At 72.7% G+C, this 22,491-nt stretch carries 22 protein-coding genes; 18 read left to right on the plus strand and 4 right to left on the minus strand.

All coding sequences use genetic code 11. The features are described from left to right. The first annotated feature begins 31 nt into the window (after positions 1 to 31). The gene (locus PV364_RS14010; RefSeq protein WP_319660242.1) at positions 32 to 568 is read left to right on the plus strand and encodes a hypothetical protein; all 537 of its coding nucleotides are present in this window, start codon (positions 32 to 34) and stop codon (positions 566 to 568) included. A gap of 271 nt (positions 569 to 839) precedes the next feature. On the opposite strand, the gene PV364_RS14015 is transcribed toward PV364_RS14010, so the two are convergent. Further along, positions 840 to 1,424 carry a hypothetical protein gene (locus tag PV364_RS14015; RefSeq protein ID WP_319660243.1) on the minus strand — a complete coding sequence of 195 codons (585 nt, stop codon included), beginning with the start codon at positions 1,422 to 1,424 and terminating at the stop codon, positions 840 to 842. A 31-nt stretch (positions 1,425 to 1,455) separates the two neighbouring features. On the opposite strand from PV364_RS14015, the gene PV364_RS14020 reads away from it, so the two are divergent. The 14 genes from PV364_RS14020 to PV364_RS14085 all read left to right on the plus strand — a co-directional run bounded on the left by PV364_RS14020 (position 1,456) and on the right by PV364_RS14085 (position 15,508). Further along, a complete protein-coding gene (locus PV364_RS14020) occupies positions 1,456 to 2,001 on the plus strand; it encodes a tyrosine-type recombinase/integrase (RefSeq protein ID WP_319660244.1) in 546 nt (181 codons plus the stop codon). A 647-nt stretch (positions 2,002 to 2,648) separates the two neighbouring features. Further along, positions 2,649 to 3,182 carry a DUF2617 family protein gene (locus tag PV364_RS14025; RefSeq protein ID WP_319660245.1) on the plus strand — a complete coding sequence of 178 codons (534 nt, stop codon included), beginning with the start codon at positions 2,649 to 2,651 and terminating at the stop codon, positions 3,180 to 3,182. Positions 3,183 to 3,290: 108 nt separating this feature from the next. Next, a complete protein-coding gene (locus PV364_RS14030) occupies positions 3,291 to 4,871 on the plus strand; it encodes a polyamine aminopropyltransferase (protein ID WP_319660246.1) in 1,581 nt (526 codons plus the stop codon). Between the two features lie 84 nt (positions 4,872 to 4,955). Then, positions 4,956 to 5,909, plus strand: coding sequence for an SRPBCC domain-containing protein (locus PV364_RS14035; protein ID WP_319660247.1), 954 nt, complete (start codon positions 4,956 to 4,958; stop codon positions 5,907 to 5,909). Between the two features lie 10 nt (positions 5,910 to 5,919). Next, positions 5,920 to 6,750 carry an aldose 1-epimerase gene (locus PV364_RS14040; protein WP_319660248.1) on the plus strand — a complete coding sequence of 277 codons (831 nt, stop codon included), beginning with the start codon at positions 5,920 to 5,922 and terminating at the stop codon, positions 6,748 to 6,750. Positions 6,751 to 6,760: 10 nt separating this feature from the next. Continuing rightward, positions 6,761 to 7,300, plus strand: a complete 540-nt coding sequence (pyrE, locus tag PV364_RS14045) for an orotate phosphoribosyltransferase (RefSeq protein WP_319660249.1) — start codon at positions 6,761 to 6,763, stop codon at positions 7,298 to 7,300. Positions 7,301 to 7,491: 191 nt separating this feature from the next. After that, positions 7,492 to 8,514: a class II fructose-bisphosphate aldolase gene (fbaA, locus tag PV364_RS14050; protein ID WP_319660250.1), complete on the plus strand. Its 1,023-nt coding sequence runs from the start codon at positions 7,492 to 7,494 to the stop codon at positions 8,512 to 8,514. An 80-nt stretch (positions 8,515 to 8,594) separates the two neighbouring features. After that, entirely contained in the window at positions 8,595 to 9,008 is a 414-nt protein-coding gene (locus tag PV364_RS14055; RefSeq protein ID WP_319660252.1) for a DUF3151 domain-containing protein, read from the plus strand. A gap of 195 nt (positions 9,009 to 9,203) precedes the next feature. After that, complete coding sequence (locus PV364_RS14060; RefSeq protein ID WP_319660253.1) at positions 9,204 to 10,037, plus strand: tryptophan 2,3-dioxygenase family protein; 834 nt, start codon at positions 9,204 to 9,206, stop codon at positions 10,035 to 10,037. Then, positions 10,030 to 11,265: a kynureninase gene (kynU, locus tag PV364_RS14065; RefSeq protein ID WP_319660254.1), complete on the plus strand. Its 1,236-nt coding sequence runs from the start codon at positions 10,030 to 10,032 to the stop codon at positions 11,263 to 11,265. Before PV364_RS14060 ends, kynU begins: the two co-directional genes overlap by 8 nt. Positions 11,266 to 11,267: 2 nt before the next feature. Continuing rightward, entirely contained in the window at positions 11,268 to 12,221 is a 954-nt protein-coding gene (locus PV364_RS14070) for an alpha/beta hydrolase (RefSeq protein WP_319660255.1), read from the plus strand. A gap of 84 nt (positions 12,222 to 12,305) precedes the next feature. Continuing rightward, positions 12,306 to 13,601: a histidine kinase gene (locus PV364_RS14075; protein WP_415924550.1), complete on the plus strand. Its 1,296-nt coding sequence runs from the start codon at positions 12,306 to 12,308 to the stop codon at positions 13,599 to 13,601. Next, positions 13,598 to 14,266 (plus strand): response regulator transcription factor, encoded by a 669-nt coding sequence (locus PV364_RS14080; RefSeq protein ID WP_319660256.1) that lies wholly within the window; start codon positions 13,598 to 13,600, stop codon positions 14,264 to 14,266. Before PV364_RS14075 ends, PV364_RS14080 begins: the two co-directional genes overlap by 4 nt. Before the next feature lie 24 nt (positions 14,267 to 14,290). After that, positions 14,291 to 15,508: a cytochrome P450 gene (locus tag PV364_RS14085; protein WP_319660257.1), complete on the plus strand. Its 1,218-nt coding sequence runs from the start codon at positions 14,291 to 14,293 to the stop codon at positions 15,506 to 15,508. Between the two features lie 62 nt (positions 15,509 to 15,570). Here the strand turns inward: PV364_RS14085 and PV364_RS14090 are convergent, their stop codons facing one another. After that, positions 15,571 to 17,163, minus strand: coding sequence for an ABC transporter permease (locus PV364_RS14090; RefSeq protein ID WP_415924551.1), 1,593 nt, complete (start codon positions 17,161 to 17,163; stop codon positions 15,571 to 15,573). Further along, complete coding sequence (locus PV364_RS14095; protein ID WP_319660258.1) at positions 17,160 to 18,095, minus strand: ABC transporter ATP-binding protein; 936 nt, start codon at positions 18,093 to 18,095, stop codon at positions 17,160 to 17,162. The genes PV364_RS14090 and PV364_RS14095 overlap by 4 nt, the downstream gene beginning before the upstream one ends. Positions 18,096 to 18,195: 100 nt before the next feature. On the opposite strand from PV364_RS14095, the gene PV364_RS14100 reads away from it, so the two are divergent. Further along, the gene (locus PV364_RS14100; protein WP_319660399.1) at positions 18,196 to 18,657 is read left to right on the plus strand and encodes a GbsR/MarR family transcriptional regulator; all 462 of its coding nucleotides are present in this window, start codon (positions 18,196 to 18,198) and stop codon (positions 18,655 to 18,657) included. 45 nt (positions 18,658 to 18,702) lie between these two features. On the opposite strand, the gene PV364_RS14105 is transcribed toward PV364_RS14100, so the two are convergent. After that, complete coding sequence (locus tag PV364_RS14105; RefSeq protein ID WP_319660400.1) at positions 18,703 to 19,482, minus strand: diacylglycerol kinase; 780 nt, start codon at positions 19,480 to 19,482, stop codon at positions 18,703 to 18,705. A 187-nt stretch (positions 19,483 to 19,669) separates the two neighbouring features. On the opposite strand from PV364_RS14105, the gene PV364_RS14110 reads away from it, so the two are divergent. Both PV364_RS14110 and PV364_RS14115 read left to right on the plus strand, forming a co-directional pair. Next, positions 19,670 to 20,953 carry an adenylosuccinate synthase gene (locus tag PV364_RS14110; protein WP_319660259.1) on the plus strand — a complete coding sequence of 428 codons (1,284 nt, stop codon included), beginning with the start codon at positions 19,670 to 19,672 and terminating at the stop codon, positions 20,951 to 20,953. A 113-nt stretch (positions 20,954 to 21,066) separates the two neighbouring features. Further along, positions 21,067 to 22,425, plus strand: coding sequence for an aspartate aminotransferase family protein (locus PV364_RS14115; protein ID WP_319660260.1), 1,359 nt, complete (start codon positions 21,067 to 21,069; stop codon positions 22,423 to 22,425). The last annotated feature ends 66 nt before the right edge of the window (positions 22,426 to 22,491 follow it).

Consider the following 22,491-nt stretch of genomic DNA (forward strand, 5'->3'; position numbering starts at 1 on the left):
TGGACGGCGCGGCGGAACGAAGGACCAGAACATGCCCGATCGACTCGGACCCCTTGCGTTCACGGACGGGGAGTGGGTGATCGGTGATCCCGCTGGGGACCATGTAAGGCTGAGGGGGGACGGTTTCTCGCAATGGGTGGAGGGCGTCGAGGCTCAGCAGATTCCGTGGGCGCGCGTGATGGACATCGCGCTCGACGTCCAGCCTCACCGGCGCGACCACTCGAAGAGGCTGCGGAAGGTTGCGGTGATCCTGTCTTGGCTTGGCCAGCCGACCGAGCACGTGGGGCTCCCCGCTTCCATCGGGGGGCTTGCGCGCTGTCCCTATGAAGAGTGGAGCGCGAACTTCACCCACCATGCCTACCGGTACCCCCGGCGTGAGATCACCGCAGCTTGCAAGCTACTCGACGAGGTATCGACCAGCGGCCGAGTCGCGCAGCTCGGCGACCCCGAGTGGCTCACCGCAGTCATCCAAAAGCTGAGCGGCCACCGGTACGGCTCACGCGCACTCTTCCCCCGCAAGCGAGCAATCCGAGAGGTCCTGGAAGCGGGCCCGGACCGCCGCCTGTGACCGTCGTTTACTCGCAGCCCAACCATTCCGGCGTCGCCGAGGTCGACGGCTGTGCTGACGGCGTGGATTTCGACGTTGGTGGGGCCGAACTCGGTGTCGAAGTCGTTGCGGTCGGATCTATTGGTGGCGGCGATGCGCCGGGCTTCGGCGATGTGGGCGTGGGTGGCGGAGCGGTCTCCCTCGCGGGCGCTGATGACGGCCATGACCAAGTGCATGGCGCCTGGGAGCGACCTTTCCTCCGGGGGGCTGGCGTCTGCCTGGCTGCGAGGTGTCAGCACGTTGATCGCCGACATGGCGGCTTGTCGGCCTGGTCCGGGCGCTGTTGCCTTATGAAGGCGTGAGCCAGGCGGAAGAGACCCGCAACGACTTCCAGCGGTTGGCCGGCGCGTTCGGCTGCCTGGAGTGCTCGGTCGGCGGCGACCCATGCGGCGTCCGGCTCGTCCTGGCGCACGAAGCTCGCCGCGGCTACCTGGTAGGTCCGCGCCAGTAGGGCATGGAGCTCTGCGCGCTCGGCTTCGGGACCGTGGCGTACGGCGGCTTCGAGTTGCGGCAGCACCTTGGAGAGCCGGTCGCTCAGTGCCGCGTAGCTCGCCGCATGGGCGAGGTCCCACAGCTCGTCGACGTGCCGGTGGAAGTCGTCGAGCGAGGGCTCCGGGCAAGCCGTGATCTGCCCGAAGAGGCTTCCCAGCGTGGGGTGTCCGGTCAGCGCGACGCGCAGCGGGTCGAGGTCGTTGCTCGGCGGCTCCTGCTCAGGCTCGGGTTCGGGCGCGATCTCGGCGCGGGACGTGCCACTGCCCGACTCCGTGGCGGCTACTCTCCGCGCGCACATGGACGCCTGCAGGTCCGCAGAGATCACGCTGCCGTGGGACGTGCCGGAGGGACCGAAGGTGTCCGCCCGCCTGATCTTCACGGCTGAGCAGGGCGGCATGGTGTGGCGCAGCAACTTCAACGGCAAGGAGTGGAAGCCCGCCCTGGCGGTCGCCGGCCTCATCCCGGAAGCGGATCAGAACGGCAAGTGCGACTCGGCACGCGAACACGGGATGCACGCCCTGAGGCACTTCTACGCCTCGGCGCTGCTGGACGCGGGGGAGAACATCAAGGCCGTCAGCGAGTACACGGGCCATGCCGATCCGGCGATGACGCTGCGGGTGTACGCCACCTGGTGCCCGACAGCCGAGAGCGTGCCCGTAGAGCTATCGGTACCGTTTTTCAGCGCATGGCCCGGGAAGATCACGGCCCACACGCGGCCAGGCAGGACTCCGACGGCCTCTGGTCTGTCCATCTGTACATGTCAGGGGCCCTTCCTCCGTGAGAAGGCTCTGAACTTCCTCAACTCTGCTTTCGGCCGCGAGGGGCAGGGGCATCACCGTGGCACAACGGAAAGCAAGGAAAGCGGGGGGTGGTACCGATGGGACCTCTTGTCATTCTGCTGATCCTCCTCGGGTTCGGCGTGGTGCTGGTACTGGCGATAGCGGCCGCGCGGAACGCGCATCGCGGGGGCGGCGGACGCCGGCACCGCCACGGCTCGACGGCCGCCGACGCCGGCGGTGCGGGGGTCGCCGCCTGGTGGGCGGGGGACAGCGGCTCGTCGTCGCACGGGGGAGGCGGCGGCCACCACGGCGGGGACCACGGGGGCGGTCACCATTCGTGCGGCGGCGGCGGTCACTCCTCCTGCGGCGGGGGGAGTTCCTGCGGCGGGGGCGGTGGCTGCGGCGGCGGAAGCTGACGATACGAAATTGCGCATTGCCCGTGCCGAATCGCATATGCGCCCGGTGGGTTACTCGCCCGCCTGGCGCATTTGTGGTGAACACCTGAACCCCTACGCGCCCTTGGGGATGTAAAGCGGGTGGAGATGGGTAAAAACGCTGAAGACGGCGCGCCTTTCATGATTGCGTATTCTCCGACCCCTGCGTGGGCGCAAGCCGGCGGGCGATTTCCCCACAGGCGCGGGTCGTCCCGTCTTCTTCCGTGTGAATTTTCTCCATCCTGGCCTGCTCCCCCTGCCCCCCGCACCTGGTTCCCACCCCTTCCCTCTTCCCCCTTCCCTGCTTGCTCGCGATGTGCCTGCGGAGCCGACTCCATGCTCACCACCCTTCAGACCGCCTACACCGACACCCGCGCCGGGGACCTGGCCTGGTGTCTGGGAAAGGAAGAGCTGCCGGCGCTGGCCGTGCTCGACCGTGAACTCCCGGGCATCGGGACGGCGGTCGCCGCGCCCGCGGTCCAGGTCCAGATGCGGCTGCTCGGGGCGTCCCACCAGGTCGTCCTGGACTCGCCGAACGGCCGGTGCTCGGAGACCGTGGCCTGCATGCCCGGCAGCAGCACGCCGCTGCCCTTCGGGGTGGCCAGACGGGTGTCCGGCTGGGACTACGAGTTCGCGGCACGGATCGAGACGCTGACGCGGGGCGGGTTCGCCGGTCGGGCACAGGAGTTGCTCGCACTTGTGGCCGATCACCCCAATGGCCTCGCCGGAACGTTCCCCGGCGATCCGCACGCGTTCACCGCGATGCTCGTGCAGTACAGCGGCGGAAGCGTGCTGTGGCGCACGTGGCACGCGTATCCCCAGGAAGGACGGCTGGTCGCCACCCGGTCGCGGCTGAGCGCGCAGACGTGAGCGTGGGTACGGCGGGCGACCTCCGGGGCGTCAACGCGCCGCCGGGTGCCACTGGTCGCACCCCTGTGGGTGACATGTGAGGCCGCAAACGTGACATAGCGTTCAGACATGATCGACCAGTCGACCTCCACCGCGGCCGGGTCACGGGCCCCGGCGGGACACCCGGGCCGGCTCCGGCTGCCCGTCCCGGCGGGGCGGGCACGGGCGCTGGTGCTCGCCGCGGTCTTCGTCTGCGCCGCCTGCGGGCTGGTGTACGAGCTCGAACTGGTCGCCCTCGCCTCGTACCTGGTGGGCGACTCCGTCACCCAGGCGTCCGTCGTGTTGTCGGTCATGGTCTTCGCCATGGGCGTCGGCTCGCTGCTCGCCAAGCGGCTCAACTGCGCGGCGGCGGTCGGTTTCGCCGCGGTGGAGATCCTGCTGGCGCTGGTCGGCGGCCTGTCGGTGATGGGGCTGTACGCCAGTTTCGCCTGGTGCGGCCAGTCCCGTGCGGCCATGGTGGGCTTCGCGTTCGCGATCGGGGTGCTGATCGGGGCCGAGGTCCCGCTGCTGATGACGCTGATCCAGCGGATCCGCCGGCAGGACGCGGGCGGGGCCGTCGCCGACCTGTTCGCGGCGGACTACGTGGGCGCCCTGGTCGGCGGGCTGGCCTTCCCCTTCCTCCTGCTGCCCGCGCTGGGCCAGTTGACCGGGGCGCTGCTCACGGGCGCGGTCAACGCGGTCGCGGGCGGCCTCATCGTGCTGTGGCTCTTCCGCGCCGACGTCACCGCCCGGGCACGTACCCGGCTGCTCGTCGCCAACGCCGCCGTGCTGGCGGTGTTGGCCGGCGCGGCCTGGGCGGCCGGACCCTTCGAGCGGGCGGCACGGGAGGCGGTGTACGGCGGCCATGTGCGGCTGGCCGAGCGGACCGCGGTCCAGGAGGTCGTGGTGACCGGCTCCCCGCTGCGGCTCTACCTCGACGGACGGCTGCGCGTGTCCGGCCGCGACGAGTACCGCTGTCACGAGGCACTGGTCCACCCCGCGATGGCCGGCCCGCACGGCCGCGTCCTCGTCCTCGGCGGGGGCGACGGCCTCGCGCTGCGGGAGGTGCTGCGCTACCCCGACGTCCGCTCGGTGACGCTGGTCGACCTCGACGCCGAACTCGTCGCCCTGGCCCGCACCGACCCGGAGCTCTCCCGGCTGAACCGGCACGCCTACCGCGACCCCCGGGTGCGTGTGCGGACCGGGGACGCCTTCGAGTGGCTGCGCCGGGCGGGCCCGGGTGCGGGGCCGTCGCGGAGGTACGACGTCGTGCTGGTCGACCTGCCCGACCCGGACCTCTCGCGCAGCGCGAAGCTCTACTCGCAGGAGTTCTACGGGCTGGCCGAACGCGTGCTGGCCCCGGACGGGCGGCTCGCCGTGCACGCGGGCGCGCTCGGGGCGTCGCCGAGCGGCTTCTGGACCGTGGACGCCACCGTGCGCGCCGCGGGGCTGCGCACCGCCGACTACTGGATCGGCGCGGGCCACCGGGGCGGTGACCGGGGCTTCGTCCTCGCCGCCCGGCACCACGCCCCGCCGCTGCGCCTGGCGGCGGACGCTCCCCGTCTGCGCTCGCTGTCCCCCGCGTCGCTCGCGGCGGCCGAGCGCAGGGCGGACGCGTCCGCCGTGCGGGACCTGCCTCCTTCCACGCTGATGCACCCGCGGACGGGCTGAGCGGACCCGGTGGGCGCCATCCGGGGGCGCGAACCAGGGCCGATCGCCCACCGGATCGCGCCGGGGGCGATTAGGCTCGCCCGCATGGAGCCGCATGAGGTGTTCGTTCCGTTTCCGGCCGAAACCATTCGCCAGGCGCTCGCCGACCTGGAACGCGTCGCCCGCTGCGTTCCCGGCCTCCAGCGCGACGCCGGCGCCGCGGAGGGCCTCGCCGGCCGCCTGAGGCTTCGTATCGGCGGCTCGACGATCACCTATCGCGGCACCCTCCGGCTGGCCCCGCGCGGCGGCGGCCTGTCCGTGGAGGGCGAGGCGGTGGAGGCGCGCGGCGCCGGCACGGTCAAGCTGGCGCTGGAGGTCGGCGTGGACGCCGTGTCGGGCGGGACGCTGCTGACCTTCACCGGCGGGGCGCAGGCCGACGGCCGGCTCGCGGAGTACGACGACGCCGTCGCGGCGGCCGCGGGCGTACGGCTGCTGGACCGGTTCGCCGCCGCCCTCACCTCCGACCTGGAACCGGCCGGGGAGGGCATCGAGGAGATCGCCGGCCTGGTGGACCTCGCCGAGGAGGACCTGCCCGCGCAGGTCGACGAGTTCACCGTGCACGACGTGCACGACGTGCACGAGACCCGCGACGCCCGCGGCCCGGAGACCGGGGAACCCGGCGAACTCGCCGATCACCTCTCCGGCGACCTGGACGCCGTGGACGACGACCTCGCGGACGACGACCTCGCGGACGACCTCGACGAGGACGAGGACATCGACGGCATCGGACCCATCGGCCGGGTCCCGGACGTCCCCGAGGACCCCGCGGGGATCGACCTGCCGGCCGAGGCCGCCTACGCCCGCCGCACCCTCATCGGCCGCAGCGCCGAGGAGGTCGACCACGCCCCGCCGCGCGGCCGGTACGCCCCCGTGCCCGCCCCGCAGAACGGTTCGGCCACGGCCTCGCTGCGCCGCTACGCCCCGGCAGCGGCGGCGCTGCTGCTGTCGGCGGTGGTCGCGGGGCGCGTACTGAGGCGCCGCAGGCGGTCGTTCCCGTAGGGTCGGGTCCGTGGCCACGGACCAGACCCATGACGGGCGAATCGACGAGCAGGCAGTCCAACTCGAGGCCGGGCAGGCGCGGCTGACGATCCACCCGGATCGCGGCTGCCGCGTCGCCTCGCTGACCGTCGGCGGCGTGGAGCTGCTGCGGCAGGGCGAGAAGTTCGGGTCCTTCCCGATGGTGCCGTGGTGCGGCCGCACCCGGGACGGGCAGTTCCGCAACGGCGGCGTCCTGCACCAGCTGCCGCGCGACGCCGGGCCCCACGCGATCCACGGCACCGGCCGGCACACCGCCTGGCAGCAGGCGCCGGGCGCCACCGCGAGCGAGGCCAGCTTCTACTACGACCTCGCCGAGCCCTGGCCGTACAAGGGCCGGGTCACCCAGCGCTTCGCGCTCGCCGAGGACCACGCCGAGCTCACCATGAGCGTGGAGACCACCGGCGACTCCTTCCCCGCCCAGGCCGGCTGGCACCCCTGGTTCCTGCGCAACCTCGGCCGCGGCGGCCAGGACGCCGAGATCGCCTTCTCGCCGGGCTGGATGGAGCTGCGCGGCGAGGACCACCTGCCCACCGGGCAGCGGGTCGACCCGACGCCGCGCCCGTGGGACGACTGCTTCGGCATGCCGGACGGTGTGGACGTCACCCTGACCTGGCCGGGTGAGCTGCTGCTGCGGGTGACCAGCCCCGCGCCGTGGGTGGTCCTGTACGACGAGCAGCCGGAGGCGGTCTGCGTCGAACCGCAGTCCGGCCCGCCCAACGGCCTCAACACCGACCCGCGGCTGGTCACCCCGATCGAGCCGCTGGAGATGCGCGCGACCTGGGCCTGGGAACGGCTCGGATAGGCTCGCGACCATGAGTGACGCGCGTGAAGCCCTGCTGCGGCAGATCAAGGACAAGGCCGTGGTGCACGGCAAGGTGACCCTGTCGTCGGGCATCGAGGCCGACTACTACATCGACCTGCGCCGGATCACGCTGGACGCCGAGGCGGCCCCGCTGGTCGGCCAGGTCATGCTGGACACCACCGCGGACCTGGACTTCGACGCCGTCGGCGGGCTCACCCTGGGCGCCGACCCGGTCGCCACCTCGATGCTGCACGCCGCCGCCGCGCGCGGCCGGAAGCTGGACGCGTTCGTCGTCCGCAAGGCGCAGAAGGCGCACGGCATGCAGCGCCGGATCGAGGGCCCGGACATCGCGGGCCGCCGGGTGCTGGTCGTCGAGGACACCTCCACCACCGGCGGTTCCCCGCTGACCGCCGTGGAGGCCGCCCGCGAGGCCGGTGCCGAGGTGGTCGCCGTCGCCGTGATCGTCGAGCGCGGCGCCGCGCCGGCCATCGCGGAGGCGGGCCTCCCGTACCTCCAGGCCTTCGGGCTGGAGGACCTGGACCTCGCCTGACTCCCGTCCTGAGCTGGGGTTTTCATCAGGGGTCGGACGTTTCACGTGAAACGGCCGACCCCTGACGTATGTCCACGGTGCGCATAGTGTGGAGCTGATGCGGTCGTCTGCCAAGATGGGGACGACGATGACGTCGATCCCAGGTCAGGGTCACTCACCGAACAACCCGCACATCACAAGGAGCGGACACAATGCCCATCGCAACCCCCGAGATCTACAGCGAGATGCTCGACCGGGCGAAGGCAGGCAGGTTCGCCTACCCGGCCATCAACGTGACCTCGACCCAGACCCTGCACGCCGCGCTGCGCGGCTTCGCGGAGGCGGAGAGCGACGGCATCGTCCAGATCTCGACGGGCGGCGCCGAGTTCCTCGGTGGCCAGTACAACAAGGACATGGTCACCGGCTCGGTCGCGCTCGCGGAGTTCGCGCACATCGTCGCCGAGAAGTACCCGGTCAACGTCGCGCTGCACACCGACCACTGCCCGAAGGACAAGCTCGACGGCTATGTGCGCCCGCTGCTGAAGCTCTCCCAGGAGCGCGTGGCCGCCGGCCGCAACCCGCTGTTCCAGTCACACATGTGGGACGGCTCCGCCGAGACCCTCGACCACAACCTCGCCATCGCGCAGGAGCTGCTGGCCGAGGCCGCCAAGGCGAGGATCATCCTCGAGGTGGAGATCACCCCCACCGGCGGTGAGGAGGACGGTGTCTCCCACGAGATCAACGACGAGCTGTACACCACCGTCGAGGACGCGCTGCGCACCGCCGAGGCGCTCGGCCTGGGCGAGAAGGGCCGCTACCTGCTCGCCGCCTCCTTCGGCAACGTCCACGGCGTCTACAAGCCGGGCAACGTCGTGCTCCGCCCCGAGCTGCTGAAGGACCTCCAGGCGGGCGTGGGCGCCAAGTACGGCAAGCAGGAGCCGTTCTGGTTCGTCTTCCACGGCGGCTCCGGCTCCACCAAGCAGGAGATCGCCACGGCGCTGGAGAACGGCGTCGTCAAGATGAACATCGACACCGACACGCAGTACGCCTTCACGCGCCCGGTCGTGGAGCACATGTTCCGCAATTACGACGGTGTGCTGAAGGTCGACGGCGAGGTCGGCAGCAAGAAGCAGTACGACCCGCGCACCTGGGGCAAGTCGGCCGAGGCCGGCATGGCCGCCCGTGTCGTCGAGGCCTGCGGCGACCTGCGTTCCGCGGGCACCCGCATGAAGTAGCCGTCGCCCGCGCGAACGGCACCGGCACCGGGCCCGGCCCCTCCAGGTGGAGGGGCCGGGCCCCGGCCATACTGGGGCCCATGGCCATTCACGAGAACCTGCTCGGGGGACCGCCCCCGACCAACCTGCCCGACGACCCCGAGCCGCGCGAGCTGCTCGCCTCCGGAGCGGCCGCCGCGGACGTCGCCGCGAAGTACCCGGCGTCCTCCCTGGCCTGGGCGGAACTGGCGGACGACGCCTACGCCGGCGGCCGGGTCGTCGAGTCGTACGCCTACGCGCGCACCGGATACCACCGCGGTCTGGACGCGCTGCGCCGCAACGGCTGGAAGGGCCACGGCCCGGTGCCCTGGGAGCACGAGCCCAACCGCGGTTTCCTGCGCGCTCTGCACGCACTGGCGCGGGCCGCCCAGTCGATCGGCGAGAAGGAGGAGTACGAGCGCTGCTCCACCTTCCTGCGCGACTCCTCCCCGACCGCCGCGGACACCCTGGGCTGACGCCCGCGGGGCCCGGAACGGCCGACCTCGGACCATCGCGGCTGGTGGGAGGGGCTTGCCGGACCGGGCCCCGACCACGGATGATGCGCGATGGGTCCGGCACCCGTGTGAGCGCGGACCCGAGGGGACCGGGGCCCGCCGCCGGACGGCGGGGGGCAGACCGCTACCCGGTAGCTCGTATTCACGGAGACACCGATGTCCCACCACCCCGATGCTTCCCAGGCGGCCGCCGAGGCCCCGCACCTGGACTTCGAGGGCACCACCCCGTACGAGGACTACGTCCAGGCGGACGTCCTCACCCACCTTCAGCACCCCCGCTCCGACGACCCCGGCGAGATGGTCTTCCTGGTGACCACCCAGGTCATGGAGCTGTGGTTCACCGTCATCGTGCACGAGTGGGAGACCGCCTCCCGGGCGCTGGCGGCCGACGACCTGCCGACGGCGATGGCCGCGCTGAAGCGCAGCACGTATGAACTGCAGTCGCTGAACGCCTCGTGGGAGCCGATCGCGCACCTCACGCCGGCGCAGTTCAACGCCTACCGAGCCGCGCTCGGCGAGGGTTCCGGTTTCCAGTCGGCGATGTACCGGCGCATGGAGTTCCTGCTCGGCGAGAAGTCGGCCTCGATGCTGGTGCCGCACCGCGGCTCGCCGCGCGTCCACGCCGAACTGGAGAAGGCGCTCCACGAGCCGAGCCTGTACGACGAGGTGCTGCGCCTGCTGGCGCGGCGCGGGTACGCGATCCCGGCGCGGGACGACCTGTCCCAGCGGTACGAGGGCGATCCGGCCGTCGAGCGGGCCTGGCAGGAGATCTACTCCGGTGACCAGGACGCGGAGCTGGTGCGGCTCGGCGAGGCGCTGACCGAGGTCGCCGAACTGGTGTGGCGCTGGCGCAACGACCATCTGGTCGCCACCCGCCGCGCGATGGGTGCCAAGACCGGCACGGGCGGCTCCGCCGGGGTCGCCTGGCTGGAGAAGCGCGCCGGCAAGAACGTGTTCCCCGAGCTCTGGACGGCCCGCAGCCATGTCTGACACCACGAACCACCCCGACTCCGGCTCCGAGTCCCCCGCGGCCAGGGCGCTGCGCCTGGACACCGGCGACGAACTGGCCAAGGTCCGCGACCGCTTCGTGCTGGACGACGTGGTCTACCTGGACGGCAACTCGCTGGGCGCGCTGCCCGCCGGGGTGCAGGACCGCATCGCGGACGTCATCGCGCGCGAGTGGGGCTCCCTGCGCATCCGTTCGTGGACCGAGAGCGGCTGGTGGACCGCGCCCGAGCGGATCGGCGACCGCGTCGGCGCGCTGATCGGCGCCGCGCCCGGCCAGGTCGTGGTCGGCGACTCCACCAGCGTCAACGTCTTCAAGGCCGTCGTGGGTGCCGTCCGGATGGCGCAGCAGGCCGATCCGGGCCGCACCGAGGTGCTGGTCGACGCCACCACGTTCCCCACCGACGGGTACATCGCCGAGTCCGCCGCCCGGATGACCGGCTGCTCGATCCGCGCGGTCGACCCGGCCGGACTCGCCGCCGCGGCCGGCCCGCAGACCGCGGTCGCGCTGGTCAACCACGTCGACTACCGCACCGGCCGGCTGAACGACCTGCCGGGCACCACCGCCGCCGTCCACGCGGCCGGCGCGCTGGTGGTCTGGGACCTGTGCCACACGGCAGGGGCGCTGCCCGTGGGACTGGACGAGCACGGTGTGGACCTGGCGGTCGGCTGCACCTACAAGTACCTCAACGGCGGCCCGGGCGCGCCGGCGTACCTGTACGTCCGCCGTGACCTGCAGCCGCGCTTCGACTCGCCGCTGCCGGGCTGGAACTCCCACCGCGACCCGTTCGCGATGGAGGCCGCCTACCGGCCTGCCGACGGCAGCCCCCGCGGCCGGGTCGGGACCCCCGAGATCCTGTCGCTGCTGGCGCTGGACACGGCCCTCGACGTCTGGGACGGCGTGTCCCTGGACTCCGTGCGGGCCAAGAGCCTGGCCCTGACCGACTTCTTCCTGGAGTGCGTGGCCGGGTACGTCCCGGCGGGCCTGGTCACCCCGGTGACCCCGGCCGCGCACGCCGAGCGCGGCAGCCAGGTCGCCCTGCGCTGCGCCGACGCGGGCGCGGTGATGGGGCAACTGATCGGCCGGGGCGTGGTGGGGGACTTCCGGGAGCCGGATATCCTCCGCTTCGGATTCACCCCGCTGTACACGAGGTTCGCGGACGCGGAGCGCGCGGCCCGGGTCCTCGCCGAGGTCCTCGAAGGAAGCCGGTAAGCATGCACGACCCCACCCCGTTCCCCGCCTCCGCCGGCCGACCGGAGGTGGCCTCCGGGCCGAGCGGCACCACCGCGGCCGGCGGCGCCGGGGCGGGGGAGGCGGCCGCGCTGCGGGACGCCGCCGAGGAGGCGTCGGCGCTGGGGCACGCCCCCGTGGCGCCCGACGCCACCGCCGCGTACGGCGAACACCCCGACCAGGTCGTCGACTTCTACCGCCCGGGCGACGCCGCGCAGGGCCGCCCGGGGCCGCTCGTGGTGTTCTTCCACGGCGGCGCCTGGCGTGCCGCGTACGACCGTCGTCACGTCTCGCCGCTCGCGGCGTTCCTGGCGCGGCGCGGCTTCGCGGTGGCCTCGGTGGAGTACCGCCGGGGCAACGGCGGTCCGGTGGCGGGGCGCTGGCCGGACACTTTCGACGACGTGGCCGCGGCCGTGGACGCCGTGCCGGGACTGGCCGTGGCCGCCCTGGGCGCACCGGCCGTGGACGCCCGGCGGATCGTGCTGGCCGGGCACTCCGCGGGCGGTCACCTCGCGTTGTGGGCGGCGGCACGGCACGTGCTGCCGCCGCGGTCGCGCTGGTACCGTCCGGCGCCCGCTCCGCTGCGCGGGGTGGTCGCGCTGGCGCCGCTGGCGGACTTCGCGACGGCGGTGGAACTGGACGTCTGCTCCGGCGCGGTCACCGAACTGCTCGGCGGCGCCGAGCAGCTGGCGCTGCGCGGCCCGGAGACCGACCCGGCCGCGCTGCTGCCCACGGGCATCCCGGTGACCGTCGTGCAGGGCAGCGCCGACACCGTGGTGCCGTCCCTGGTGGCGGAGGCGTTCGTGACCGCGACGGCGAAGGCGGGCGAGGAGGCACAGCTGACGCTGCTGGCGGATGTGGGCCACTTCCCGGTCATCGACCCCGACGCCGACGCGGCGGCCGTGGTCGCCGAGGAGATCGCGCAACTGGCCTGGTGACGCCCGTGTCGTACTTGAGACGGATGCCCGGACGTCATCTTCTGCGGTGACGACGGCGGACGCAGCGATCCCTACGGTGAGAGCGTGACCGAGACGAGCCAGACCACGCTGCGGACCGAGCTCCGCATGGCCCGCGGCGCCCTGAGCGGACTGCGGCAGGACCTGATAACCGACGCCTTCGCCTTCGACCCGATGGCACCGCTCCGTGACGGGCACCCCCTGCTCAGCCTGGTGCCGCGCCGGCTGCGGGTGTACGCCCGCTGGCTGCCGCACGCCGTGCTGACCGGCTTCGCGTTCCTGCTGACGCTGGTGGCGGCGGAGAGCAACGGCGGCCTCGGCGGTTTCCTGGCCGCCCTGCTCGCCGGTGTGCCGTTGCTGACGACGATGTTCCGGCCGGTCGGCGCCTGGTGGCTGTCGCTCGGGGCCGCGGTCGTGACGGGGCTGCTGTTCACCGACGGCTGGTCGTCCACCGCGCCGTGGACGGACGCCGGTTTCGTCTCGCACCTGACGGTGCTGGCGGTGGTCGCGGCGCGCTCCCGGGCCCGGGTGGCCGTCGAGATGTGGCTGCTCACCGCCGTGCTGGCACTGGCCTTCAGCTCCCTGGGGGGCTGGTACGGGGCCGACCCGTTCATCATGATCTTCCTGTCCGGCGTCCTGCTGTTCGTCGTGGCGGCGGTGCGCGGGCTGCGCGACTCCAAGAAGAAGGTGGCCGCGCAGGTCGCCGTCACCGAGGTCGAGCGCACCCGTCGCACGCTGCTGGAGGAGCGCACGACCATCGCCCGCGAACTGCACGACGTCGTCGCCCACCACATGTCGGTGATCGCCATCCAGGCGGAGGCCGCCCCCTACCGCGTCGAGAACCCGCCCGAGGCGCTGACCCAGAGCTTCGCGATCATCCGCGAGAACGCCGTCATCGCCCTGACCGAGCTGCGCCGGGTGCTGGGCGTCGTACGGGCGGAGGACTACGAGGCGCCCGACGCCCCGCAGCCGACGCTGGGCGATCTGGACCGGCTGATCGCCAATGTGCGCGAGGCGGGGCTCGGCGTGGACAAGACGGTGACCGGCGCGGTGCGCGAACTGCCGCAGGGCGTCGAGCTGTCGGCGTACCGGATCATCCAGGAGGCGCTGAGCAACACCCTGCGGCACGCACCGGGCGCCTCGGCCCGGGTGGAGATCTCCTACGTCCTCGGCGGCCTCGGCCTGCGCGTCGTCAACGGGCCGCCGCGCGGCCTGGCGAAACCGTCACCCGGGGCCGGACACGGCATCACCGGCATGCGGGAGCGGGTGACGATGCTCGGCGGCGAGATGACCGACGGGACCACCGAGGACGGCGGTTACGAGGTCGCGGTCTTCATCCCCGTCGTCGCGGACCGGTCATGAGCGCCACGACGATCCGGGTGCTGGTCGCGGACGACCAGATGATGGTCCGCGAGGGCTTCTCGGTGCTGCTCAACGCACAGCCGGACATCGAGGTGGTCGGTGAGGCGGTCGACGGCCGGCAGGCGGTCGAGCAGGTCGCGGCGCTGCGGCCGGACGTGGTCCTGATGGACATCCGCATGCCCGAGATGAACGGCCTGGAGGCGACCCGCGAGATCGTCGCCGCGGACGCCGACGCCAAGGTGCTCGTGCTGACCACCTTCGACCTGGACGAGTACGTCTACCAGGCGCTGCGGGCTGGCGCGTCGGGCTTCCTGCTCAAGGACGCCTCCGCGCGCCAGCTCGCCGACGGGGTGCGGATCGTCGCCGCGGGGGACGCGCTGCTGGCCCCGGCGGTCACCAGGCGGCTGATCACCGAGTTCAACCGGCTCGGCACGCCGCGGCCGCCGACCCAGGAACGGGTCGGGGACCTCACGGAGCGTGAGACGGAGGTGCTGGTGCTGGTCGCCCAGGGACTGTCCAACGGGGAGATCGCCGAGCACCTGGTGGTCGCGGAGTCGACGGTGAAGACCCACGTGAGCCGCGTGCTGGTGAAGCTCGGGCTGCGCGACCGGACGCAGGCGGCGGTCTTCGCGTACGAGGCGCGGCTGGTCACCCCTGGCGGCTGACGGGACGGAGGGTAGTCTCCGCACATGAGCAGCCCTGCGACCGCCTTCGATCCCTGGTCGGCCGAGTTCGTGGCCGACCCCTACCCGGCGTACTCCCGGCTTCGGGCAGAGGGCCGCGCGCACTGGTTCGAGCCCAGCAGCCAGTGGCTGATCCCGCACTACGCGGACGTCAGCGCCCTGCTGCGGGACCGCCGCCTCGGCCGAACCTACCTGCACCGCTTCAGCCACGAGGACTTCGGGCGCACCCCGCCGCCGCCCGAGCACGAGCCCTTCACCGTGCTCAACGGCAACGGCCTGCTGGACCTGGAGGCCCCGGACCACACCCGCATCCGGCGACTGGTCTCCAAGGCCTTCACCCCGCGGACGGTCGAGCGGCTCACCCCGACCGTCCAGCGGCTGGCCGGAGAACTCGTGGAGCGGCTGGTCGCGGAGGGCGGCGGCGACCTGATCGCCGCCGTCGCCGAGCCGCTGCCGGTCGCGGTCATCGCCGAGATGCTCGGGATACCGGCCGGCGACCGGCACCTGCTGCGGCCGTGGTCGGCGGACATCGTCGGGATGTTCGAGCTCAACCCGACCGAGGAGGCGGCGCGGCGGGCGGTCCGGGCGAGCGTGGAGTTCTCCGAGTACCTGCGCGAGCTGATCGCCGAGCGGCGCAAGGCGCCCGGCGAGGACCTGATCAGCGCCCTGATCGCGGCGCACGACGAGGGCGACCGGCTCAGCGAGCAGGAGATGGTCTCCACCTGCGTGCTGCTGCTGAACGCCGGGCACGAGGCGACCGTCAACACCACCGGGAACGGCTGGTGGACGCTGTTCCGGCACCCCGACCAGCTGGCGGCGCTGCGTGCGGCACCTGAGGAACTGCTGCCGACGGCGATCGAGGAACTGCTGCGCTTCGACACGCCGTTGCAGATGTTCGAGCGGTGGGTGCTGGACGACATCGAGGTCGGCGGCACCGTGATCCCGCGCGGCAGCGAGGTGGCCCTGCTGTTCGGCTCCGCCAACCGCGACCCCGAGCGGTTCGCCGACCCCGACCGCCTGGACCTCACGCGGCCTGACAATCCGCACATCACCTTCGGCGCGGGCATCCACTACTGCCTCGGCGCGCCGCTGGCCCGCATCGAACTCGCCGCGTCCTTCTCGGCTCTGCTGCGGGCCGCGCCGCGCCTGGAACTGGTGGCGGAGCCGAGCTGGAACGAGGGGTACGTCATCCGGGGCCTGCGGGAACTGCGCGTCAGCTGCTGAACGTCGGCGCGCCCCGGCCGCCCGGTCCTCCGGGGCGGCGGGGGCGCTTCGTCGCGGGGACGTCACGCGACGAGGTCCCGGCGGCGCAGGGCCGCGAGGCCGCCGGTGCCCAGGGCGAGCGCGAGCACGGTGAGGAGCACCAGCGGGCCGGGGGTGACCTCCGCGGACGGTGCCTTCGGCAGGTGCGTGAAGACCGACAGGTCCATCACCCAGGGCGAGAGCTTCAGCGCCGGTCCGTACAGCCCGATCCCCAGGGTCAGCGAGGCCACGCCCCAACTCGCCACAGCGGCCTTGGGGACGGCGCCGTACAGCAGGAGCGCGACCGCCGCCACGCACCACACCGCGGGCAGCTGCACCAGGGCCGCGCCCGTCAGCCGCACCATCTGGTGCCCCGTGCCCCCGGTCGTCGCCCCGTAACCGAGGCCCATGGCGAGCCCGGACACCAGCAGGAGCAGCACGGACCCGCCCGCGGCGAGCAGCGTGTGGCTCATGGCCCAGCGGACCCGGCCGACACCGGTGGCGAGGACGGGTTCGGCGCGGCCGGAGTTCTCCTCGCCCTGGAGCCGCAGCACGGCCTGGACGGCGTAGAGCGCCGCGATCATGCCCATCACGCCGCTCATCGAGGCGAGATAGGAGTCGACGAGGCCCGACGCGCCGCCCATGTCCCTGATGACGTCCGCGAGCCGGTCGTTGCCGCGCACGAGGCCGGTGGCCCCGTCGGCGAGGGCGCCCAGCGTGGCGCCGCCCACGGCGAAGCCGAACGCCCAGCCCCCCAGGGAACCGCGCTGCAGCCGCCAGGCCAGGCCCTGCGCGCCGCGCAGCCGGGGACCGGCCGCGGCGGGTCCGGGACGGGACGGGATCAGGGAGGCGTCGATGTCCCGCCGGGCGACCAGGGCGTACGCGAGGGCGACGAGCCCGGCGACCCATAGGGCGAACAGCGCCGGCACCCACCAGCGTTCGTCGCCGTAGGGCCGTATGTTCTCGGCCCAGCCGAGCGGCGAGAGCCAGGTCAGCGTGCCGGAGCCGCCGTCGCCGGCGGCGCGCAGCAGGAAGGCGAGGCCGAGCACGGCGCCGCCGATGCCCCGGGCGGCACGGGCGCTCTCGGTGAGCTGCGCGGCGACCGCGCCGACGGCGGCGAAGGCGCAGCCCACGCCCGCGAAGGCACAGCCGAAGGCCACGGCCCCGAGCGCGCCGTGCCCGAGCAGCCCGAGCGTGACGAGGACGCCGAGCGCGACGGAGGCCCCGAAACCGGTGGCCAGGGCCGCGGCCAGCGGCGCCCGGCGGCCGACGGCGCCCGCGCCGACGAGTTCCAGCCGGCCGGCCTCCTCTTCCTCGCGGGTGTGCCGGACGACCAGGAGCACGGCCATCAGCCCGGCCGCGGCGGCACCGAAGGCCATCGTGCGCCAGGCCGTCAGCCCGCCGATGCCGGTGTCGAAGACGGGTCCGTACAGCGCGCGGAGCGAGGCGTTGCCCGCGGCGCTCGCGGCCACCTCGGCACGCTTGGCGGCAGTGTCGTACAGCGAACCGAAGGCGGAGGCGCTGGAGGCGACGAGCAGGGCGATCGGCACCGCCCACGCCGGGATCATGATCCGGTCGCGGCGGAGCGCGAGGCGGGTGAGCACCGCGGTGCCGGCGAGCGTGTCCGGCCGGTTCACCGCGCCGCCTCCGTCACGCCGGCGGTGTCGTCGTCCGCGGCGGCGTCGCTGTCCGTCTCGTAGTGCCGCAGGAACAGTTCTTCCAGCGTGGGCGGCGTGCTGGTCAGGCTGCGGACCCCGGCCTCGCTCAACCGCCTCAGCACCGCGTTCAGTTCCCCGGCGTCGACCTGGAGCTTCACGCGACTGCCCTGGATGTCCAGGTCGTGCACGCCGGGCAGGCCGGCCAGGGCGTCGGCCGGCCCGGCGAGCTCGGCGGTGACCGACGTGCGGGTGAGGTGCCGCAACTCGGCCAGGCTCCCGGTCTCGACGGTGCGTCCCTTGCGGATGATGCTCACCCGGTCGCACAGCGCCTCGACCTCGCTGAGGATGTGACTGGACAGCAGCACTGTGCGCCCGCGGTCGCGCTCCTCCCGGACGCACTCCCGGAAGGCCTCCTCCATCAGCGGGTCCAGCCCCGAGGTGGGCTCGTCGAGTATCAGCAGCTCGACATCGGAGGCGAACGCGGCGACGAGCGCGACCTTCTGCCGGTTGCCCTTCGAGTAGGCGCGGCCCTTCTTCGCCGGGTCCAGCTCGAAACGCTCCAGCAGCCGGCGCCTGCGCGCCTCGTCCAGCCCGCCGCGCAGCCGCCCGAGCAGGTCGATGACCTCGCCGCCGCTGAGGTTGCGCCAGAGCGTGACGTCACCGGGGACGTAGGCCAGGCGCCGGTGCAGCGCGACCGCGTCCCGCCACGGGTCCCCGCCGAGCAACCGGGCGGCACCGCCGTCCGCGCGGAGCAGCCCCAGCAGGACGCGGATGGTCGTGGACTTCCCCGCCCCGTTGGGCCCGAGGAAGCCGTGCACCTCACCGGTCTCGACGGCCAGGTCCAGGCCGTCCAGTGCGTGCGTGCGGCCGAAGGACTTGTGGAGTCCGGCCACACTGATTGCCTTCGTCATGGTTCTGAACGTACAGTACATTCACAAATTTGTGAAGTTAAGGAACTGTATAAACTTCGGACGGGAGGCGATAGTGGTGGCAGAGCGATCCTTCGAGCCGATGACGTTCGTCGAGCGGTTCGCGGCGGAACTGGTCGAGGCCGGCATGCAGCGCATGGCCGCCCGCGTCTTCGCGGCGCTGCTCGCCTCCGACACCGGGATGCTCAGCGCCGCCGAGCTGGCCGAACGCCTGCAGGCCAGCCCCGCCGCGATCTCCGGCGCGGTCCGCTACCTCTCACAGGTCGGCATGCTGACCCGCGAACGCGAGCCCGGCTCCCGGCGCGAGCGCTACCGGGTGCACAGCGACCAGTGGTACGAGACCTTCACCCGCCGCGACCGCATCCTCGCCCGCTGGGAGGGCGCCCTCCGCGACGGCATCGAGGAGGCCGGCCCCGACACTCCCGCGGGCCGCCGCATCGCCGAGACCGCCGCGTTCTTCGACTTCCTCCAGAAGGAGATCGTCGACCTCATGGACCGCTGGCGCGAGCACAAGTCCGAACTCCGCGAGAACGGCCTCCTCTAGCCCCTGCCTCCCCGTCGCGAGTGAGCCGGAGGCGAACCGAGCCCCTTAAAAAGACCGCGGCACCGTCAGCCGCCAGGCCGCCGGCATCACCGTCCAGGTGCGGCGGCGGACCGGGCCCGCATTCGCCGCGTCCGCGGTGTAGCGGAAGTCCCGTCCGGAGACGGTGACCGTGCGGGCGTGCACCGGCGCGGCGGTCGCGGCGCCGTCGCGGCGTACCAGGACCTCGGCCAGGCCGGGGGCGGCCATGGAGACCGACACCTCCTCGACGCCGTCGTCCAGGTCGGCCAGGACGACCCCGTCGGCCTCGACGCGCAGCCGCTGGACGCCGCGCATGGCCAGGCCCGCGGGGTGCCCGTGCAGGCTGAACGTGCGGGCCAGTGAGCGGGCCCGCCGCTCGACGGGCATCAGCCACGCCGGGGTCGCGGAGGAGATGCGCAGGGCGCCCAGCACGATGCCGCCGCTGTCGTCGAGCAGGAGGTCCAGTTCCCGTTCGGCCCCGTCGAGCACCGCCCGCGCCGCGTTCACCGCACCGCCGGGGACGCCCAGCGCCCGGGCCAGCGCGGTGCTCCGCCCGACCGGGACCAGTCCGACCACCGCCTCGCCCAGCGCCCGCGCCCCGTACAGCGCCCGTACGGTGCGCAGCAGCGCCGCGTCGTCGCCCACCACGACCGGGCGCCGCCGTCCCCGGTGCTCCAGCGCCCGTACCGCCTCTTCCTCGGACTCCGGAAGTGCGATCTTCACGGAGAGCGATCCCCCGCACAGCACATCCTTCGCGATGCGTACGGATTCGCCGTCCATGACACGGGCGGCAGGGTCGATGACCACGAGCAGGGGCTGCCCGACCGGTCGCTGAGCCGACACCTTGGTCCTTCCTCAGGTAACATCTCGGTGCAAGAGCCCCTTGCGCTGCCTTGCGCCAGGGGCTTCGTCTATTCCGGGGCACCGGTCCGACCGCTCTCCCCGCCATGGGGAGCCACGTTGGACATGCCCCGCCCGGAAGGGGTGTACGCCTGTGCCCGCACTTGTGCTGCTCGGTGCTCAGTGGGGTGACGAGGGCAAGGGGAAGGCCACCGACCTGCTCGGTGGTTCCGTGGACTACGTGGTGCGCTACCAGGGCGGCAACAACGCCGGCCACACGGTGGTCGTCGGTGACCAGAAGTACGCGTTGCACCTTCTGCCCTCCGGAATCCTCTCGCCCGGGTGCACCCCCGTGATCGGCAACGGCGTCGTCGTCGACCCGGCCGTCCTGCTCTCCGAGCTGAGCGGGCTGAACGAGCGCGGCGTCGACACGTCCAAGCTCGTCATCAGCGGGAACGCCCACCTGATCACGCCGTACCACCAGACCCTGGACAAGGTGACGGAACGCTTCCTCGGCAAGCGCAGGATCGGCACCACCGGCCGCGGCATCGGCCCGGCGTACGCCGACAAGATCAACCGCGTGGGCATCCGGGTGCAGGACCTCTTCGACGAGTCGATCCTGCGGCAGAAGGTCGAGGCCGCGCTCCACGACAAGAACCAGGTCCTGGTCAAGATCTTCAACCGCCGGGCGATCAGCATCGACCAGGTCGTCGAGGAGTACCTGGGCTACGCCGAGCAGATCAAGGACTACGTCGCGGACACGACGTTCCTCCTCAACTCCGCCCTCGACGAGGGCAAGGTCGTGCTCCTGGAGGGCGGCCAGGGCACCCTGCTGGACGTCGACCACGGCACGTACCCCTTCGTGACGTCCTCCAACCCGACCGCGGGCGGCGCCTGCACGGGCTCGGGCATCGGCCCCACCAAGATCAGCCGGGTCATCGGCATCCTGAAGGCGTACACCACCCGCGTCGGCGCCGGCCCCTTCCCGACCGAGCTGTTCGACGAGGACGGCGACGCGCTGCGGCGCATCGGTGGTGAGCGGGGCGTCACCACCGGCCGTGACCGCCGTTGCGGCTGGTTCGACGCGGTCATCGCCCGGTACGCGACCCGGGTCAACGGCCTGACCGACTTCTTCCTCACCAAGCTCGACGTGCTGACCGGCTGGGAGCGCATCCCGGTCTGCGTCGCCTACGAGATCGACGGCAAGCGCGTCGAGGAACTGCCGTTCAGCCAGACCGACTTCCACCACGCGAAGCCGATCTACGAGACGCTGCCCGGCTGGAGCGAGGACATCACCCAGGCCAAGACCTTCGCCGACCTGCCGAAGAACGCGCAGGCGTACGTGAAGGCGCTGGAGGAGATGTCGGGCGCCCCGATCTCCGCCATCGGCGTCGGTCCCGGCCGGACCGAGACGATCGAGATCAACTCGTTCCTGTAGCCGCACCTGACGGAGAAGGGGCGGGCGTGCCGTACAAGCTGTCGGCGTGCCCGCCCACCGTCATACAGGGTGCCAATGGGAGGTCGCCCGGGCGTCTGCTTAGCCTTGGGGCCATGACCCCTCCTTACGCAGACCCCGGGACCGGCGCCGCCGTGAAGGCCGCCGACCGCGCGCACGTCTTCCACTCCTGGTCGGCGCAGGACCTGATCGACCCGCTGGCGGTCGCCGGGGCGGAGGGCGCGTACTTCTGGGACTACGACGGCAACCGCTACCTGGACTTCACCAGTGGCCTGGTGTTCACCAACATCGGGTACCAGCACCCCGCGGTCGTCGCAGCGATCCAGGAGCAGGCCGCGAAGCTCGTCACGTTCGCGCCCGCGTTCGCCGTGGAGTCGCGCTCGGAGGCCGCCCGGCTGATCGCCGAGCGCACCCCCGGCGACCTGAACAAGATCTTCTTCACCAACGGCGGCGCCGAGGCCGTCGAGAACGCCGTACGGATGGCCCGGCTGCACACCGGCCGCCCCAAGGTGCTCTCCGCCTACCGCTCGTACCACGGCGCCACCTCCGCCGCGATCAACCTGACCGGCGACCCGCGCCGCTGGCCGTCCGACAACGGCTCGGCCGGCGTCGTCCACTTCTGGGCGCCGTTCCTCTACCGCTCGCCGTTCCACTCGGAGACCGAGGAGCAGGAGCGCGACCGCGCGCTGCAGCACCTGGAGGACACGATCGTCTTCGAGGGACCGCAGTCCGTCGCGGCGATCGTGCTGGAGACCGTGCCGGGGACGGCGGGCGTCATGGTGCCGCCGCCGGGCTACCTGGCGGGTGTCCGCGCGATCTGCGACCGCTACGGCATCGTCCTGGTCCTGGACGAGGTCATGGCGGGCTTCGGCCGCACCGGCAGCTGGTTCGCCGCGGAGCAGTTCGACGTCGTCCCCGACCTGCTGACCTTCGCCAAGGGCGTGAACTCCGGTTACGTGCCGCTCGGCGGTGTCGCCATCAGCGAGGAGATCGCCGCGACCTTCGCCACCCGGCCCTACCCCGGCGGGCTCACCTACTCCGGCCACCCGCTGGCCTGCGCCGCGGCCGTCGCCACGATCGGGGTGATGGAGGACGAGGGGGTCGTCGGCCGGGCCGCCGAGCTCGGCGAGCACACCCTCGGCCCCGGGCTGCGCGAGCTGGCCGAGCGCCACCCGTCGGTGGGCGAGGTGCGGGGCCTGGGCGCCTTCTGGGCGCTGGAGCTGGTCCGCGACCGGGAGACCCGTGAGCCGCTGGTCTCCTACAACGCCTCGGGCGAGGCCAACGCCCCCATGGCGGCGTTCGCGGCGGCCTGCAGGAAGAGCGGGCTGTGGCCGTTCGTGAACATGAACCGCACCCATGTGGTGCCCGCCTGCAACATCACCGAGGCCGAGGCCAAGGAGGGCCTCGCGCTGCTCGACGCGGCCCTGTCCGTCGCCGACGAGCACACGCGCTGAACCCACCGGCCGCGCGTGACCCGTGCCACAGGCGCGGGCCACCCGCGGCCGGCCCTCGCATAGGGT

The sequence above is a fragment of the Streptomyces sp. MI02-7b genome (assembly GCF_033793585.1).
GTDB lineage: Bacteria > Actinomycetota > Actinomycetes > Streptomycetales > Streptomycetaceae > Actinacidiphila.